General features: G+C 49.3%; 12 protein-coding genes. 1 reads left to right on the top strand and 11 read right to left on the bottom strand.

The features are described 5' to 3' along the window. Positions 1 to 34: 34 nt before the first annotated feature. The gene (locus J2736_RS29195; protein ID WP_310502100.1) at positions 35 to 739 is read right to left on the bottom strand and encodes a response regulator transcription factor; all 705 of its coding nucleotides are present in this window, start codon (positions 737 to 739) and stop codon (positions 35 to 37) included. A 176-nt stretch (positions 740 to 915) separates the two neighbouring features. Between J2736_RS29195 and J2736_RS29190 the strand changes: the two genes are divergently transcribed. Then, positions 916 to 2,331: an RNA-guided endonuclease InsQ/TnpB family protein gene (locus J2736_RS29190; RefSeq protein ID WP_310502099.1), complete on the top strand. Its 1,416-nt coding sequence runs from the start codon at positions 916 to 918 to the stop codon at positions 2,329 to 2,331. A gap of 329 nt (positions 2,332 to 2,660) precedes the next feature. On the opposite strand, the gene J2736_RS29185 is transcribed toward J2736_RS29190, so the two are convergent. The 10 genes from J2736_RS29185 to J2736_RS29140 are packed head-to-tail and all read right to left on the bottom strand — an operon-like array spanning position 2,661 to position 16,016. Further along, on the bottom strand, positions 2,661 to 3,542 hold the full coding sequence (locus J2736_RS29185; RefSeq protein WP_310502098.1) for a hypothetical protein: 882 nt from the start codon (positions 3,540 to 3,542) through the stop codon (positions 2,661 to 2,663). Between the two features lie 35 nt (positions 3,543 to 3,577). Next, positions 3,578 to 4,864: a copper amine oxidase N-terminal domain-containing protein gene (locus tag J2736_RS29180; RefSeq protein ID WP_310502097.1), complete on the bottom strand. Its 1,287-nt coding sequence runs from the start codon at positions 4,862 to 4,864 to the stop codon at positions 3,578 to 3,580. Continuing rightward, entirely contained in the window at positions 4,845 to 6,203 is a 1,359-nt protein-coding gene (gene glmM, locus J2736_RS29175; RefSeq protein WP_310502096.1) for a phosphoglucosamine mutase, read from the bottom strand. The genes J2736_RS29180 and glmM overlap by 20 nt, the downstream gene beginning before the upstream one ends. 24 nt (positions 6,204 to 6,227) lie before the next feature. Next, complete coding sequence (locus J2736_RS29170; protein WP_310502095.1) at positions 6,228 to 6,989, bottom strand: sugar phosphate nucleotidyltransferase; 762 nt, start codon at positions 6,987 to 6,989, stop codon at positions 6,228 to 6,230. A 47-nt stretch (positions 6,990 to 7,036) separates the two neighbouring features. Continuing rightward, on the bottom strand, positions 7,037 to 8,866 hold the full coding sequence (gene glmS / locus J2736_RS29165) for a glutamine--fructose-6-phosphate transaminase (isomerizing) (protein ID WP_310502094.1): 1,830 nt from the start codon (positions 8,864 to 8,866) through the stop codon (positions 7,037 to 7,039). Positions 8,867 to 8,898: 32 nt separating this feature from the next. Further along, positions 8,899 to 10,254, bottom strand: coding sequence for a nucleotide sugar dehydrogenase (locus J2736_RS29160; protein WP_310502093.1), 1,356 nt, complete (start codon positions 10,252 to 10,254; stop codon positions 8,899 to 8,901). 31 nt (positions 10,255 to 10,285) lie between these two features. Further along, positions 10,286 to 11,101 (bottom strand): response regulator, encoded by an 816-nt coding sequence (locus J2736_RS29155; protein WP_310502092.1) that lies wholly within the window; start codon positions 11,099 to 11,101, stop codon positions 10,286 to 10,288. A 24-nt stretch (positions 11,102 to 11,125) separates the two neighbouring features. After that, positions 11,126 to 12,574 (bottom strand): glycosyltransferase family 2 protein, encoded by a 1,449-nt coding sequence (locus tag J2736_RS29150; RefSeq protein WP_310502091.1) that lies wholly within the window; start codon positions 12,572 to 12,574, stop codon positions 11,126 to 11,128. A 15-nt stretch (positions 12,575 to 12,589) separates the two neighbouring features. Then, the gene (locus J2736_RS29145; RefSeq protein ID WP_310502090.1) at positions 12,590 to 13,759 is read right to left on the bottom strand and encodes a HEAT repeat domain-containing protein; all 1,170 of its coding nucleotides are present in this window, start codon (positions 13,757 to 13,759) and stop codon (positions 12,590 to 12,592) included. Positions 13,760 to 13,778: 19 nt separating this feature from the next. Next, positions 13,779 to 16,016, bottom strand: coding sequence for a hypothetical protein (locus J2736_RS29140; protein ID WP_310502089.1), 2,238 nt, complete (start codon positions 16,014 to 16,016; stop codon positions 13,779 to 13,781). Positions 16,017 to 16,270: the final 254 nt, after the last annotated feature.

Genomic DNA, 16,270 nt, shown 5'->3' with positions numbered 1-16,270 from the left:
TTTCGTAAAATGCTCTTATTTAGATTTAGATGATTTAGGTACATGCGGCTACCTCAAATTTATAGCCCACGCCCCAAACCGTGTGAATGCATACATGATGACACGGGCTTAATCTTTCTCGAAGCTTTTTAATATGAACGTCCACTGTTCGCATATCGCCTAAAAAATCATATCCCCACACCTGCTCCAGCAGCTGTTCTCTCGTAAACACGTCGCCCGGCGATTTCGCAAAAAAGGCGAGCAGTTCAAACTCCTTCGGGCGCATGTCAATTTTCGTACTCCCCGCGAGCACCTCTCGGCGGTTCACATGAATAACCAAATCATCAAACTCATATTGGACGGGTGCATCTACCTCAACAGTAGGCTGTCCCTTCTGCATTCTGCGAAAAATCGCTTTAATGCGCGCCACCAGCTCCCTTGGACTGAAGGGCTTGGTCATATAATCATCGGCGCCTAGCTCAAGGCCCAGCACCCGATCAAACTCATCATTCTTCGCCGTCAACATAATGATCGGCACATCCTCATAACGCTTGGTAATCTCACGGCACGTTTCATAACCGTCGAGCCCCGGCATCATCACATCTAGTATCACGATATCAGGCTTAACTTCCGCTAACAGGGTCAGGGCCGCGACGCCGTCAGGGGCTTCGAATAATTCGATAAGCTGCTGACGGAAATAGAGTCGGATGATTTCTCTCACATTCGGATCATCATCCGCAATCAACACTTTCCAAGTCACAAACGGTTCACACCTTTCTATGAATTCCGCGGAGAGGACCTACCACTGCAAGTTGCGAGGTGAACCCGCGACTTCCTAAGGTCCCCCTTTAAATGTTCTTCCTTTCCCAATTCATATACGGTAAAATGAGTACAGAACATTTGTTCTAATTCACTATATGGACTGGAGGTGAAGTCATGTCAGCGCAAAAGTCAGTTTACAGAACCTATCAAGTATGGATTAAGCCCGGACATCGGTTGTATCCGTACCTGGAGAAGGTGTGTCAGGATGCCAAAAATCTCTACAACACGACCAACTTTTATATCAGACAAGTTTTTACCGCTTCTGGACAGAGCCAACCACTACAACCACTACAGCAACAAGTGATAGACACGCTACAGACGCACATTGACGCCATGAATGAACGACTGAGTGAGAAGAATCGTTCCCGTCCATTTCAATTACCATCGCAGGAGAGTCCTTTTGTCAATTACCGCTTTCTAGACGCCTTATTCAAAGTGATGGAGCAAGTCGACTATCGAAAGCTCCCTACCCAGAGTAGTCAAGGGGTCATGCAGGTTGTGTTTCAGAACTGGAAGTCCTACTTCGCCAGTATCAACGACTACCATAATCATCCGGAGAAGTACAGTGGAAAGCCTTGTATTCCGGGCTACGCCCGCAGTCAAGCAAAAGAAGTGGTTTTCACGAATCAGGATTGTGTGATTAAAGAACGGAAATATCTTAAGCTTCCGAAAACGCGATTACAGCTTAACATCGGCAAGTTGGGTCATACCGATGGACAGTTGATGCAGGTACGTGTTGTTCCAAAATACGGACAATACATGGTGGAAATGGTCTTTGCATGTCGGATTGAAGAGAAAGAATCAGAGAATAAACATGTACTAGCAATAGATCTTGGCATCAACAATCTTGCAACCATCGTCACGACAACCGGATCCAAACCGGTGTTGGTGAAGGGCAAGGTAGTGAAAGCCATCAATCAGTATTACAACAAAATGAAAGCTCGATATACAGGTATTCTTCGGCAAGGTAAGGAGCCGCAAGAAGGCGTAAATACTTCCTACCGTTTAAAACGATTGCAACTTAAACGCCATCGAAAGCTCAAAGACCTGTTCCACAAAGCGAGTTATCATATCATTAAACTGGCTGTGGAGCAAGACATCAGCACTATCGTAATCGGGCATAACGACGGGTGGAAGCAATCATCTAATATCGGGCGGCGAAATAATCAGTCCTTTTGTCATGTCCCTCATCAGATGTTCCTTTCGATGCTCCAATATAAAGCCGCTGCACAGGGAATAGCCGTTATCTTCACAGAAGAAGCCTACACCTCGAAAGCCAGCTTCTTGGATCATGATGCATTGCTGCGTTATGACGAAGAGAGTGCTTTGATGTTTGCAGGGAAACGGATCCATCGCGGACTATATAAGAGTGCGAAGGGTTTGATCCATGCCGATGTTAATGGCGCAGCCAATATAATGCGAAAAGTATTCCCAAACGTATCCGCTAAGGAAGCTAATGGGATAGAGGGGTTGGATGGAACAATAACCATCAATGTGTCAACTCCACTGGTGTTAAGCATCCTGAAATAAGTAAGGTTGATACACTAGAAACCCCCCACTTCAATCCTAGCTTTAGCTAAAGGTAAGTGTAGGGAGTATTCATGATCCTTTCATAGATTTCTACAACTTTTTCCATTTTAAGGGGGTATTCGAGATCGTATCCTTCATATTACACAACAGGAATTGCATGATATCGCTTACAAAAAAGTGACAAAAAACCGTAATATACGTACACCTCACACCGCCAGATCCCGCGTACTGCAAGGTATTTATCGCTTACAGCTCAGAAAAAAGAGACTGCTTCAAAAAGTCAGTTTAGACTTTTTGAAGCAGTCTCTTTTTTTTTGATTAACTGTATGTTACCACGAAGAAAGTGCCGTTCTCTTCCATGTATTCGGTGCCACACACACATAGACGAACCCATCATCCCACGCCATCTCGCCAACTTCTCCGGGGGCCGTAGATGAGGCAGGCGTCATAGACTTTCGGATGCGGATGCTGTCATCACTGATGTCCAGTTTCGTCTTGGCGTCCGAATTTCCGATACCGATATTGCCGCTGCTGCGGTTAATTGATAACGGATTGTCCAAGGCTTTACCCTCATCCGAATAACGGATGATCTGCAGATTGGAGCCGGCGTTTCCTCCGGTTTCCTCGGAGTTATCTGCACGCATTGCCCAGCGTGGCGTCGTCACGTTCCCATCGTCGGCTTTGGCCCAAGTGAGATCTCGATTAACGCCACCCGTGCCGGCAACCCTTAGGATGCCATCCATCACATTAAAATTAGAGGAATGCGTGCGAATTTCAGCTACATCCTGGTCGAACGGAATTTCTAGTCGCGTGAAAAGCTCATTCGCGTTCTTACCGTCAGGTGCCATCGTCGTCTCGAACGACATATGATTGTGATCGTGCTGCTCCGGGTTATTCGCTTTGGCATGAGCGACGATAGCCGCCTTGTCTTTTCCCTTCTCATCTAGCCAAGAGATGGCCGGCTTCGCCCGGTCTTTGGTCCACTGCAGCCGGATAAGATCCGACAAGTGACCTTCTGAGGAGATCCACTGCTTATCGGTAGAGAGATGAATCCGATCATTGTGGGGGACCTCTAGGCCGCCTCCTGGTAAAGAAGATTTCTGAAAGGTGCCGCCCGTACCGGTCGCCTCATTACCGCCTGCGAAGGCCATTCCTGAGACACCAAGCGCTGCACCAGCCAACAGAGAGATTACTAAAGCCATTTTTTTCATGCTGCATCCTCCTCCTTCTTGTTCATCGAACCCGTTCAACGATTAGCGGTCAATAGGTCGATCCATCTCACGTAATCATGGATAGCGATGCCGATATAGCTCGGATAAAGGGAGAGGTTTTCCTTGACCTGTTTCAATTCTGACTCCATAATCGAGGAATTCGACTTATAGAAGGTCGTATAATCGGCTTCCATACTGGGCAACGTATCCACGGCAATTACGGCCTGTTTCTTCAGCGTAGCTGCTTCTAAAATGATGGATTTGGCTCTGGCAATGATACCATTGCTGCCGAGTGCCTTATTCCGATAAGCCATAATGACAACACTATCCGCTTTCTCCAGAAGCCAAGCGCTAAAGGAGTAGTTAGATCCGGGAACCTTACTGTTGTTGATCCAAAAGGGAATATCGAGGCCCATCGTCATGCTGCGATCCGAGTTGTTCATTTCCGATTCGATGAATCGGATCGTTGCCATCCACCGCTCGAGCACCCAGGTCTGATTGGTCTTCCACATAGCCAAGGTATAGGGTTCAATATCAAAATGGAAACCTTGGAAGCGCTCCAGAGCACCTGCCGAGGCGTTATATTGCGTTACTGCTGCAATCCATTGCCGGATATCGATTTGGTTATCTTCGTAGATCCAATCCGATTGACCGGCCAGCGCCTCAATCTTGATGCCCTGCTCATTCGCTCTGCGGATAAAATTCCGGTAAACATCCTGACCTGGATATGTTTTTTCATAGCGCAGATAAATGGATGTCAGTTTTTGGCTCGCCGCAAACTGCAGGATGCGGTCACCATCGGTCTGAATCAGCTTGCTGTCCCAGATCCAAGTGGACCTTTGCGCTTTGTCCGCCGAAGTAATCAGTACCAAATTTCGTTCTCCCACCCAATCGACATCGGCTCCGAGGCTCTCGCTAACCGCTCTCAGCGGAACCATGGTTCGGTCATTCTTCAGGACTGCCGGAGCGTCTAATTCGACTTGCTTGCCGTCGATCGAAACTATATTTTGACCAATGGTCAATAATGTGGTTGCGTGCTGACTTCGAAAAGTTACCTGTTCCAAGGAACGATTCCATGTCACTTCAGCCCCCAGCTTTTCGGCAATTTCCCTAGCCGGCACCATCGTACTCCCCGTCTGTTCATTGATGTAAGGCGGAGCATCCGTAAAGACGATCTTCTCGCCGTTGACCTGCACGCCAAGCTCCGTGACAAGCGAGTACACGGGGAAAAATAAAGGAATGCTTGCTAACATTTGAATAAGAATTAAGCATACAATCGTCTTTCTCATCGGAACGAACAGATTAAACCATACTATATTCAAGCTCTTCCTTGACCACCTCTACAATGCCTTCCACATAACCGGACAATTCCCTTTCATCCGGTCCTTCCGCCATCACACGCACCAGCGCCTCCGTGCCTGAAGGTCGCACAAGTACACGACCACGGCCGGCCATTTCACTTTCCACCCGACGGATGACGGCATCGATGCGGCCATTGCCTTCCAGCTTATATTTATGAATCACGCGTACATTAACCACCAGCTGAGGGTATTTGACGACAGGCGACACGAGCTCCGACAAAGGCTTCCCTGCTTGAAGCATGACCTGCAGCAGCTGAAGGGCCGCTAACATGCCATCCCCTGTCGTTGAATCATCCAGCAAAATGATATGTCCGGAAGATTCACCACCTAAGTTGTACCCGCCACTCTGCATCGCTTCCATGACATGTCGGTCTCCGACCTTGCTTTGATAGGAATCGAGGCCGAGGGTTTGCAGCGCTTGATGAAAACCAAGGTTACTCATAACGGTAGAAACGACGGTGTTGTGGCGCAGACGACCCTGCTTGGCCAGATGAGCGGCAAGGATATAGAGGATGTGATCCCCGTCCAAAATTTCGCCCCGTTCATCAACGGCAATCAACCGATCCGCATCCCCGTCGAACGAGAGCCCCACATGGGCGCTATGTGCCAGCACAGCCTTACGCAGATGCTCCGGATGTGTTGAGCCGCAATCCTGATTAATATTTAAACCGTCTGGCTCATGATACATGAGCACCGTCTCCGCACCCAACTCGGCGAACAGTTGTGGAGCTAGCACAGAAGCTGCCCCGTTCGCGCAGTCGAGCACGATCTTGCAGCCAGACAGCCCCACTGCAGCCGTAGATTTCAAATAACTCACATAATCCTGCGCACCCTGTGGGTCATCGCGCAAGGTGCCAATCGCCGCTCCCGTAGGGCGGGAACTCCGATGCTCGTCACCTTGCAAGCGGAGCTCGACTTCCGCTTCCCAGGCATCCGGCATTTTGAAGCCATCGCTGCCAAAAAATTTGATCCCGTTGTCCTCCACCGGATTATGAGAGGCAGAGATCATTACCCCTGCGTCCATGCTCGACTGCCGAGTGACATAAGCCACCCCCGGCGTCGGCAGGACGCCTAGTCTTACCACATCCGCCCCAGCCGATAACAACCCGGAAGTCAAAGCCGCTTCCAGCATGTGCCCGGAAATGCGGGTATCCCGCCCGATGGCGACAGTAGGCCGATTCCCTTCACAGCTGCGCGTCAGCATATAACCAACAATCAACCCTAATTCAAAAGCCAGCTCAGGCGTTAACCCGCGGTTGGCAACTCCTCTAACACCATCCGTACCGAAAATAGCTCCCATATCAGCTCTCCTCCCTATGACTTGTTAGGCAAAAATCCCCATGTGTTCATAAAAGGCGCGATTCGCCTCTTCCAATTGTTCCGGGGTATTAATCCCCATTACCTCTGTCGGATCCTCGAGGATCATCGCCTCAAATCGCTTCTGACCTCCGGCAATACCGGTCTGGCGCATCACCTTCACGATATCGGTCAAGTAGTATTCCTTCTGTGCATTCTCATTGGTAATGCCAGAAAGTGCTCCAAACAAGCTTTCATTATCGAAACAGAAAATCCCTGTGTTAATCTCGTTAATCAATTTCTGCTCTGGCGTTGCGTCTTTCTCTTCAATGATATCAACAACTTCCCCGCTAGCAGCATCTCGGATAATTCTACCGTAGCCAGTTGGATCGGCAACGATCGCAGTTAACACCACACCAGCACTCGTATGGGCCCGCTGGGCCGCTAGTAGCCGTTCGATGGTGGATTGCCTGATAAGAGGCGTATCGCCCGTCAGCACCAAGGTTGAGCCGCTACGGTTACGTAACAGCTGCTCAGCTTGCTGAACGGCGTGTGCCGTTCCCAGCTGGTTCTCCTGCTCGACATAGGTAACACGCGTTCCCAAGCACTTCTTGACCAGCTCCCCTCGATGCCCGATCACCGCCAATATCCGGGTGATCGGTATCGCTTCCAGCTTGCCCACCAAACGAGCGATCATCGGTACGCCTCCGACGGGATGAAGCACTTTGGGCAGCTCCGACTTCATCCGAGTGCCTTTACCTGCCCCTAACAAAATAGCGAATGCTTCCATGTAAGTGATTCAGCTCCCCTCTGGTTCGTTATTTAACTATCACGCTTTTATTCTACCGTCACGCTTTTGGCCAAGTTGCGCGGTTTATCTATATCGTTCTCCAGCGCCAAGGAGGCGTAATAGGAGATTAACTGAAGCGGCACGACAGCCAAGATCGGTGCCAGGAGCTGGTGAGATGGCGGGATAAAGCAGATTTCATCGACGCTATTCAACAGCCCCACATTGCCTTCTATTGTAATCCCCATGACATGCGCGCCACGGGCCTTAACTTCTTTAATATTGCTAACTGTTTTTTCATACAGATCCATCTGGGTAGCCAGCGCAATCACTGGTGTATCCTTCTCAATCAGCGCCAACGTACCGTGCTTAAGCTCTCCGGCTGCATAAGCCTCGGAGTGGATATAGGAGATTTCCTTCAATTTGAGAGAGCCCTCAAGCGCAACGGCGTAATCCAATCCCCTGCCGATAAAAAACAAGCTTTCCGCATTCTTAATTGATTCCGCATACAGCTTCACTTCATTAGCATCTTCCAGCACCGTCTCCACCTGAACGGGAAGTGACTTCAAGCCTTGGATCAGTTCCGCATGAAGCTCAGTAGACAATGTCTGTCTTTCCTGAGCCAAATATATGCTGAACAAATAGAAAGCAAGCAATTGAGCGGTATAAGCTTTCGTCGAGGCCACGGCAATTTCCGGGCCGGCCTTCGTCGCGATGACATAGTCCGCATCTCGCGCAACGGAACTGGTTGGCACATTCGTTATCGCCAACACTTTGGCGCCTTGCCTTCTGCTTTCTTGCAGGGCAGCAAGCGTATCCGCTGTTTCCCCTGATTGGCTCACGACGATGACCAGCGTTTGGTCTGTGATAATCGGGTCCCGATAGCGGAACTCCGATGCGATATCGCACTGCACCGGGATGCGCGTTAGCTTCTCAAGGACCGTGCTGCCGACAAGGCCGGCATGATAGGCGGTACCGCAGGCGACGATAAAGATTTTATCCACCTGTTGAAATGCGTCTGCGGCATGCGCCAATTCCGGGAAGCTCACTTCATCTCCCTCGTTGATGCGCCCGAGCATCGTGTTGCGAAGGGTTAACGGCTGTTCATGAATTTCCTTCAGCATGAAGTGCTCAAACGGCCCCTTCTCTACCTGATCTGCGCTCCAATCGATATGCATCAGCTTACATGCCGCCGGCTCCCCTGTCTCGACCTTTGTGATGGAGACGCCCTCGTGCGTAAGGATGGCCAAATCGCCATCCTCCAATATATACACCTCACGAGTATGTTCAATCAGCGCGGAGATATCCGAAGCAATGAAGTATTCACCTTGACCCGCTCCAACAACCAGCGGACTGGATTGTCTGACTGCAATAAGCTTATCCGGCTCATATTCCGTCATGACGCCAAGCGAGTATGCCCCTTGCAGCCTCTGAATGACCGCAAGCATAGCGATGTAGATATCACCTTCGTAGTGCTCGGCAAGCAAGTGAGCAATGACCTCGGTGTCCGTCTCGGAAGTAAAGATGACGCCTTTATCCTCCAGCTCTTTCTTCAGCTCCATGTAGTTTTCCACGATGCCGTTATGCACGACCGTGAACTTACCCGACATATCCGTATGGGGATGGGAGTTAACATCCGACGGTCTGCCGTGAGTAGCCCAGCGCGTATGACCGATTCCCATCGATCCTTTCAACGGCTGCTTATCCAGCTGACCCGATAGATTGGCTAGGCGTCCTTCTGCCTTGCTAACCTTGAGTTGATTCTGCACCAATACCGCGATCCCCGCGGAATCATACCCTCTGTACTCCAGCTTGCTTAATCCGTTCAGCAGAATCGGCTGCACGTCTCGCGTTCCAATATACCCTACTATGCCACACATCGTTGGTTTCTCCTCTCTCTTTTAGGATGATTCTACACGCCTACTGCGAGCCTTACTTCTTGCTGGCGAATACCAGTTCCTAATTTGTAAATATTATCAGCTTTTATGTCGACAAAAGCGTTGCGTGTATCAATAATCGGCACGCCTAGATCTGCGAGTTCACGGTTATTGAAAATGCGATGATTCGTGATCAACACCATGCAGTCATATTGGGCAAAAGCGGACAGATCATAGTTCACAGAGTGTACCGTCTTATCATCTTTATCAAGGAAGGAAACGGCATGTGGATCGTAATATTCCACTTGTGCTCCGCTCTCCCGTAGAAGCTCGTACAGCTCCAACCCCGGCGATTCACGAAGATCATCCACATCGGGCTTATACGCCATGCCTAGAATTAGAATCTTCGAATTGCGAATGGATTTTGCATACATATTGAGAACCTGAGAAGCTTTGTACCGGACGTACTCCGGCATATTATCATTGATGGACTGTGCCAACTCGATAAATTTGCTATAAAAACGGAATTCCTTCGCTTTCCACGATAAATACATCGGATCCAGCGGGATGCAGTGACCGCCGATGCCAGGACCTGGATGGAACGGCATGAAGCCAAACGGCTTCGTCGACGCCGCCTTAATGACCTCCCAGACGTCAATGTCCATTTTGTCGCACATCATGGCCATCTCGTTAATGAACGCAATGTTGATACTGCGGAACGTATTTTCCAGCAGCTTGGACATCTCCGCTACTTTCGGCGAGGAAACCGGTACAACGTCTTTCACGACATGGCTGTATAACGTGACGCCGAGGTCGATGCACGCTTCCGTCGTACCGCCGATCACCTTCGGCGTATTAAACGTGTTAAACTTCGGATTACCTGGATCGACCCGCTCCGGCGAGAAGCAGAGGAAGAAATCCTTGCCGACCTTGAGTCCTTGCGCTTCCAGCTCGAACTGGATAAGCTCTTCCGTTGTTCCCGGATACGTGGTGCTCTCCAGGATGATCAGCGCTCCGCGCTTGAGATTTTTCTTAATTTCTCGGACGACACTCTGAATATAGGAGGTATCGGGATCTTGGTTCTCACTAAGCGGCGTCGGTACGCAGATCGAGATCGCATCCAGCTTTTGAACCGTATGGTAGTCATCCGTTGGAATAAACCGACCGGACGCTACCGCTTTCGCTACTTCTTCGCTCGGAACGTCCTGAATATACGATTGACCGTTTTGAAGTGACTCTACCTTTTTGAAATCAAGATCGATACCGTATACCGTAAACCCGCCCTTCGCCATCTCCATACACAGAGGCAGCCCTACATAGCCTAGACCGACGACCCCGATTTCGGCTGTTTTTGCTTGAAATTTATATTTTAATTGGTTATATGCATTCATTGTAATTCTCCCTCCTATGTTTACACGTAGATTAGCCCAGACGGGAATTCAGTTTCTTAATTCGCCACTCCAACTCCGAAATGGAGAAGGGCTTCGTCACATAATCCGATGCGCCCAATTCAAAGGCACGGTCCATGCTTTTCGGCAGCTGCTTGTCCGTTAGTACGATAACTTGCCCTTCGCCGGCATAATTCCTCTGAATTTTGTCAATCAACTGGTACCCATCAAGAATCGGCAGGTTCAGCTCCGTAATCACTAAGTCCGGCATCGTTTGCTCATATTTCTCGAGCGCTTCACTGCCATCCTTGGCCTCCTCGACCTTGTATCCGTTAATCTCAAGCCGCAGCTTGACGAACTCTCTGCTCACCTCGTCTGGATCGGCGATGAGAATCGACGTTATTCCCTGCTGAACCCCATGATTCATGAACAGGTGAATATCTCGGCTCTCCCCTTTTCCTTGGAGCGTTGTTTGGAGCAGCTGTGACATTGACTGTTCCGTCAGCTCCCCACTCTCTGGGAAACTGGCGACGACCATCTGGCCTTGGAGCAAATCTTGCTGTTCTAGGAACTCTTTGAGTACGAGAGAAGCATAATGGGTGTTGATGAGCTTTTGGCCAGATAGAACAATTCCGAGAAGGCCGCTTGCATTTAAGTAGAAGCAATGAAGGGGTACCTCCGGCTCAAAGCCGCTCACATAGGACTGCATTTGTTCCAATACCTTCTGGCTCACCACTCTGCTTGGCGCAAGGATCATCCCGTAGGGAGCACCCTTTTCATAGGAAGCTTCAACCTTTTCTGCTAATTGCAACATCGCTTCTTGAATCGGATCATGAACGAGTACCGCCATCTTCTCCACTCCTCTTGTCTTTGTTTATTTATTAAAATTGGTGCGGACCATCGTTCCCCATGAGTTGTTATTCCGTAGGAATTGAACATGTCCGTTTAACCTCCACCAAACACCGATTTGCCGATACCCCGCGAACATGAGGAGCGAGAACAAGAGCATTTTGTTCAGGTCGCGCAGCTTGGGATACCGGCTGAAGGCCGTCTCTTCAATAAACAAGGCCCCCAGACTTAACGCAAAGCAGGAAAATAAATTGACTAATGAAAAGATCACAACGGTGTGCCAATCTGTCATATTCAGCATCCAGTAGCCCAATATCGCCAACAGGCCGCTAAGGCGGAAATACGGATTCAGTGTTTCAAACACAATGTTATAGGGAAGTGTCAGCAGCCCAAAAATTTTGTATTTCGGACGCAGCACCATGTGAATGCCTTCTTCAATCATATTTTTCAGATTTCCACGCCCCCAGCGCTTACGCTGGCTGCTCAAGATCCGGTACGAATCAGGGGCTTGTGTCCAGCACACAGCATCTGGGCAAAAGGCTACCCGGTAGGGAATTTTATTCTCCAAACAGTGACGGTGAAGCTTAATCACAATGTTCATATCTTCACCGGGGTAGCCCCCACGGTAACCGCCGACGGCGATGACCATCTTTTTTTGAAACACGCCGAAGGCTCCCGAAATAATAATGAGACCATTCACAGCGCTCCAGCCAATCCTGCCTCCCAGAAAAGCTTTCGTATATTCGACATGTTGCAGGGCTGGAAGCAGCTTACGTGGGAATTGAATATCCTTCACAATGCCATCCTCCACCGTGCAGCTGTTCACGATACGAACATTGCCCCCAACGGCGATCGTCTCCTCGGGGTTCTCCATATAGACACGGGCAATCCGCGTTAAGGCATCCTTTTCAAGCAAAGAATCCGCATCAATCGTGGAGATTAACGCATAATGGGAAAGGTTGATACCAGCGTTTAACGAATCCGCCTTCCCGCCATTTACTTTATCTATGAAAAAAAGATTGGGATAGTCGGGATTATGGTACACCCCTCTGACTTTTCCGGTCTTAATGGAGCTAGAGAGCACCGGATGAATGAGCTCCAGCTTGAATTCTTCCAGCATGCACTTCAAAGTCCCATCCTGTGAACCGTCATTGACGACGATGACCTCATATTCCGCATAGTTGAGTGCCAGCAACGACCTTACGTTCTCAATAATGGTTAACTCCTCGTTATAAGCCGGCACCAACAGAGAAACCGGCGGGAGCTGACTGGAACTAGATAGCTTGTTGATCCGGTTATACTGAATGCCTCGCTTGATCGCGAAAATATGCCGAATCGAAAATCCGAAAATGAAATAATAGAGCAGCGTGACAAGAACGACATAAAAGAGCGCGACGTAGCTATAATAAAGCAAAAATTCCCTTAAACCATGGAGAAATGAATCCCATATCACTTGATATCCAAAAACCCACATGTTTACACAACCCTCCTATACGACACGATAGATACGTTTTGACTTGCGAAAGATTTTGTCATAGGTATACATCAGCGTGTTATATTGCATGAGCTTATTCCAATTGTGCAGCCCCATCGACAGATGCTTGATCTCATCCTCAATCAGCTGCTGCATGAACTGACCGCGTTCCGTGCCTTGAGCCGCTGCAGCACTTTCACAAAATGCCACCATACCTTCTTCTCCCATACGGAGCAGCCCCTTGCCTACCGCATACACGATTCGTTGATCGGGGTCGCTCAGACTGATGGTCATGAGCTCGACGTAAGCCGTATTCTTGAGATCGGCCAAAGCCTCAATCGTTAAATGGCGAATACCCAGATTGGGATGATTCAGCAACTTGCTAACGATGTTTCTAGGCAGCAGACGGGAGCTTTTTAGGTACAAATCCACCGCTTTCGTTTGAATGTCCTCCTGCTCGGCATCCATGAGACGATAGACCGCGGAAGCCGCTGCCGGATCGGTGTAGACATTGAGCCCGATGAGCCCAATTCGAACGTAAGCCAAATTCTGATGACTCACATAGCCCGTGTACAAGGAAGCGGCATCCACGTCCGAATCGGCGATAATATTCACAATTAACTCGTAGTATTTCTTATTGTGCTGAAGCAGCATCCCAACCATGGCTTGGAGATCCTGCTGGCTGCGGGCACACTTAGCGACCGCTCGGGCGACAACAAACAGCGACGAATCGAGCGGGTGCTTCTGTAACATGTCCAGTAGGGCTGGAGCTGCCTCCTTCACCCGCATGCAACCCAAATGATACGCGGCATCCAGCTTCACCCGATAAGAGCGGCTGTTGAAGCGCTGCAGATGGTGCTGCACGAGCCCAATATCTACGCAAAGCTGCACCAGCTTGTGCCGCTGTTCGCCCGCAAAGATTTCCATCATGTCGTTCAGCTTCTCTTGCATCGCCTCTCTCTCCACCGAGTTCATGGTCCAAGGAGGGACTCTTAACGGCTCCATCCCATCCAGATTGGCTTGCACATACGTCAGGTAATCCTTGAATTTCGTTTGGAAGCGGTCGTTCAACTTCCTCCTTCTAATACTTCTCAACTTAATGGCATAAATAATGGCCACACAAATCAGATTAAAAGCCAAAATAATATATAACGCTTGTATGGCTACATGAAGATTGGTGTACACACCTGCACTCTCCTCTATTTCAGCTCCCCGATTGAACGTTAGTCGTAATGGGGCCATTGATCTTTTGCAACGCCTCTTTCATGATGTTGTAGCTTTGTTTCGGCCGTTCCACGTATTTCACCTTATCCTCCCAGCCCGGCCAGGTGTATAGCGGCATCTCAGACACTTGGACCGGCTGAGCCGCAGCTGAGTTGTCTAGGCCAACGACCTGCTCATTCTTCACAATCCATGGAACAAAGCGAACGCCTTTTACGTGCGTCATTGCAAATTTGTTCTTAGTCGGGGCGGTGTAGTTAATCACGCTCAGAGAGCTTGGATCGCTGAATCCCAGCAACATCCAAGGAATACGCATTTCGAGCACCTGCCCTTGAACCTGCCACATCGCCTTCGAATTGTAGTCAGGACGTGCTGGATCGCTATAGCCTCTCGCAAAAAGGCCAACCTCTACATCCCCGAAGGGGTGATTCACCCTGGAGTCGGGATATTCCAGCAGATAATTAACCGCTAGCTTCCATGGCTTGAAAATCCCCGAGTCATCCTGCTTTTCCTTCGGATCGACCTCCGGCAGCCCAGAACGCTCATAAAGGCGAGCGTGAATATCGTAGTTAGAAGCGATCGTTAAACGGCTTTTTTTGTCATCCGACAGCTCGATTAAGGTTTCCAATCCTTCATCAAGTGTCATGCCGTGAAGCTCTGGTCCGTGACGATTGCCGCCGGGCAGCGTATCTGCCCCGAAATAGATGCTTTCCTTCGACGGATCAAATGGCTCAGATAACTTGGCTTGCAAGTAAAGGTAGCCTTCGTCCTGTGTAGCCCAAATCTCCTCAAAGCCGGGTGCCTGCACATCGAGTTTCTTCTTATCCTTCACCTTGTTCCAATCTGAGGCGTCCCCATCGATGAGGAGTTTATTGTCTTTACTCGGGTACATCCCGAGTACCCCGAAGAACGACTCATTCGTCAGCGTGTTATACCAGTACGCCCGGCGGTCCGCTTCATCATAGCGCTGCGTGTTCCACGTCTTCTTGAACCATTCGTCCTGCCACGTGAACAAAATCGCCCCAGCGTAGCCAGAGCCATGAATCTGTTGTAGTAAATCCGCATCAATCTCTCCCTGCTGCTGCTCGCTATGACCACCTTGATTGCGGCCGAGCGTGCCCAAGTGAGCTACACCCACGGAAGCCGGCACGCCATATTCCGTCACCATGACCGGTAGATTGGGATGCGCTGCTTTTAGCTTATTCAGGTACGTAAGGTAACTATCCGGTTCCCCCTTGCTGTTGGTCATTTCCTGGAACGACTTATCAAAGGCGAAGAAATCCGGATAATACGGATACACATGATACGAGGCAAAATAGCCTACCTCCCAATTCACCGCCTCAATATGCGTGGGATCGACACTAACCAGATCCTCTTCAACCAGCGGCTCGCCCGGATGCGCAATCGGATCCGTCGTCACCCAATTGGCGAAAGCCATGGGATGCTGCCAACCATATTGAATTTCCGTTTGCGCCGCCGTGTCGACCATCAAGGCCAGCCACTTTTCAAAAGCATTCGCGCCCGGTTTATTCCGAAAATATTTCCCGTCATAGTCTGGGGTGTCCGCGTGCCGATCATTGGTCCCCTTCACCATCTTCGGATCCCATTCCGTCCCAACAATCCAGCCCATCAGATACGGACCAGCATTGTATTTGTAGGCACCTCCTGCTTTTCCCGAATGGGGCTCGGGTGTGAGCGTCGTCTGGCCATAAACTGCCGCAACCGCGTCCTTAATCTCTTGCTCGAATTTCTCCTTAATCTTAGGATCGAAGGCATCCTGCCCTTCAATCAACTGTTCCTCCGGGCTCCAAATGCCCTGAAGGAAGAAAAGCGGATCTTTCTGATGCTTCATGTTGTATTTGGAAAGCGCCTCGTAAAACTCAGGCATCATGATCGTATACACCCGAATCACATTGACTCCCATATCCTGAATCATGCCGAACCATCTCTCATAGTCGTCCTCCGAGATGACCAGTTCACCAGGAAAATGTCCGGGGATCGTCGCCCCCATATTAATTCCCTTAGCAAAATAGGGCTGCCAGGCTTCATTCGTGTATTCCTCGACATTCGTTCCTACAGTCCTAAATTTGACATGTATGCCGCTTGCCAGCGTCGTGCTTTCAATTCTAACCAAAAGCGGACGCAGCCAATAATAAAACGCACCGGCTATAATCACTAGGACAAGACCTAATCTTACCAACCATTTGATCCACTTCCGCATCCTATTCACCTTCGATAATTTGCTAAATTCATCTGTCTATTGCCATGGTACGACAGGAAAGTGCATATGTCTGTTTTCAAAGTGTTAAACATTGTGAGCGAATTATGGGCATTGTGTTCGGGATTTGAATTGTGTGATCAAAGATTAAAAAGATTGTTAGAGGATTGTTAACAGGGGATAAGATTGTGTAAATGAGGGGGGTTAAAAGTAAAAAACACCTGATTTGGGTATCAGGTGTTTCGTTATACTAAACT

Origin of the sequence: Paenibacillus qinlingensis, assembly GCF_031455095.1 — a bacterium.
Classification (GTDB): domain Bacteria; phylum Bacillota; class Bacilli; order Paenibacillales; family NBRC-103111; genus Paenibacillus_E; species Paenibacillus_E qinlingensis_A.
Note: the sequence above shows the minus strand (reverse complement) of the source record. Positions and strands in the feature narration are given on the sequence as shown.

What these genes read in the sequence shown, in the direction of transcription:
- glmS (WP_310502094.1), bottom strand. Translation starts at nt 8,866, where the DNA reads ATGTGTGGCATAGTAGGGTATATTGGAACGCGAGACGTGCAGCCGATT.
- J2736_RS29170 (WP_310502095.1), bottom strand. Translation starts at nt 6,989, where the DNA reads ATGGAAGCATTCGCTATTTTGTTAGGGGCAGGTAAAGGCACTCGGATG.
- J2736_RS29150 (WP_310502091.1), bottom strand. Translation starts at nt 12,574, where the DNA reads ATGTGGGTTTTTGGATATCAAGTGATATGGGATTCATTTCTCCATGGT.
- J2736_RS29140 (WP_310502089.1), bottom strand. Translation starts at nt 16,016, where the DNA reads ATGCGGAAGTGGATCAAATGGTTGGTAAGATTAGGTCTTGTCCTAGTG.
- J2736_RS29185 (WP_310502098.1), bottom strand. Translation starts at nt 3,542, where the DNA reads ATGAAAAAAATGGCTTTAGTAATCTCTCTGTTGGCTGGTGCAGCGCTT.
- J2736_RS29155 (WP_310502092.1), bottom strand. Translation starts at nt 11,101, where the DNA reads ATGGCGGTACTCGTTCATGATCCGATTCAAGAAGCGATGTTGCAATTA.
- J2736_RS29160 (WP_310502093.1), bottom strand. Translation starts at nt 10,254, where the DNA reads ATGAATGCATATAACCAATTAAAATATAAATTTCAAGCAAAAACAGCC.
- glmM (WP_310502096.1), bottom strand. Translation starts at nt 6,203, where the DNA reads ATGGGAGCTATTTTCGGTACGGATGGTGTTAGAGGAGTTGCCAACCGC.
- J2736_RS29190 (WP_310502099.1), top strand. Translation starts at nt 916, where the DNA reads ATGTCAGCGCAAAAGTCAGTTTACAGAACCTATCAAGTATGGATTAAG.